This window comes from Verminephrobacter aporrectodeae subsp. tuberculatae At4 (assembly GCF_000193225.1).
GTDB lineage: Bacteria > Pseudomonadota > Gammaproteobacteria > Burkholderiales > Burkholderiaceae_C > Acidovorax > Acidovorax aporrectodeae.
This window is the reverse complement of sequence record NZ_AFAL01000534.1, coordinates 1-1,501: the sequence shown is the minus strand read 5'-3', so window position 1 is coordinate 1,501 and position 1,501 is coordinate 1. Positions and strand designations below refer to the sequence as shown.

The following is a 1,501-nucleotide window of genomic DNA, read 5'->3' as shown; positions in this document are numbered from 1 at the left end:
CGACAGCGCAGGCAACGCCGGTACTGGCAGCGTCAGCAGCGACAACTACAGCGTGGACACCGTGCGCCCCACGGCACCATCACGCTGGCCGACAGCGGACTCACCGCAGGGGAAAGCACCACCGTCACCTTCGCCTTCAGCGAGCCCGTCACCGGCTTTGACGCCAGCGACGTCAACCTCTCGGATGCCAATGGCACGCTGGGCCCGCTCACGGCGAATGCCGACGGTAGAACTTGGACGGCCACGTTCACGCCCACGGCCAACGTCAGCGACGCGACGAATGCCATCAGCGTGAACCTGAGAGGCGTGTCGGACCTCGCGGGCAACGTCGGAAGGCGCACCATCACCAGCGCCAACTACACCGTCGACACGCGCGACACGAGCGACACCACCGGCCCCACGGCCACCATCACGCTGGCCGACAGCGCGCTCACCCAGGGCCAGACCACCACCGTCACGATCCGCTTCAACGAGCCCGTCGTCGGCTTTGACGCCAGCGACGTCGTGCTCAGCGACGCCAACGGCACGCTGGACCCGCTCACGCCCAACGCCGACAACACGGTCTGGACGGCCCGCTTCACGCCCACGGCCTACGTCAACGATTCGACGAATACCATCGGCGTGAACCTTGCCGGCGTCACCGACGCCGCGGGCAACGCCGGGGTGGGTAGCGCCAGCAGCGCCAACTACAGCGTGGATACCCGCGACACCATCGCTCCCACGGCCACCATCACGCTGGACAACAGCGCGCTCACCCAGGGCCAGACCGCCACCGTCACCATCCGCTTCAGCGAGCCCGTCAACGGCTTTGACCTCAGCGACATCGATCTCAGCAACGCCAACGGCACGCTGAGCCCGTTTCGGCACGGCGAAGACCGTACGGTCTGGACGACCACCTTTACGCCCACGGCCGGCGTCGTCGATTCGACGAATACCATCAGCCTGGACCTCACCCGCGTGACCGACGATGCAGGCAACGCCGGGGTGGGCCGCGCCATCAGCGCCAACTACAGCGTGAGCATCTGGGACATCACCGGCCCCACGGTCACCATCGTGCTGTTCGACAGCGTGCTCACCGTGGGCAAGACCACCACCGTCGCCTTTGTCTTCAACGAGCCCGTCAACGACCTTGACGCCGGGGACATCGTGCTCACCAACGCCAACGGCACGCTGGGCCCGCTCGAGCGCGACGAAGAATACGGCAATACCTGGAGGGCCACGTTTACGCCCACGGAGAACGTCAACGACCCGACGAATACCATCAGCCTGAACCTTACCGGGGTGACCGACCGCGCAGGCAACGCCGGGGTGGGTAGCGCCACCAGCCACAACTACAGTGTGAACACCGTCCGCCCCACGGCGACCATCGCGCTGGCCGACAGCGCGCTCACCGCGGGCGAAACCACAACCGTCAGCTTCCGCTTCAGCGAGCCCGTCACCGGCTTTGACGCCAGCGACATCGTGTGCACGGGCGGCACGCTGAGTTCGCCCACGGCCAACG

General features: G+C 66.8%; 1 protein-coding gene. It reads left to right on the top strand.

All coding sequences use genetic code 11. From position 1 onward, the window contains the following. On the top strand, positions 1–1,501 hold a 1,501-nt coding region (locus tag VTU_RS33710), incomplete at both ends, for an Ig-like domain-containing protein (protein ID WP_010106780.1).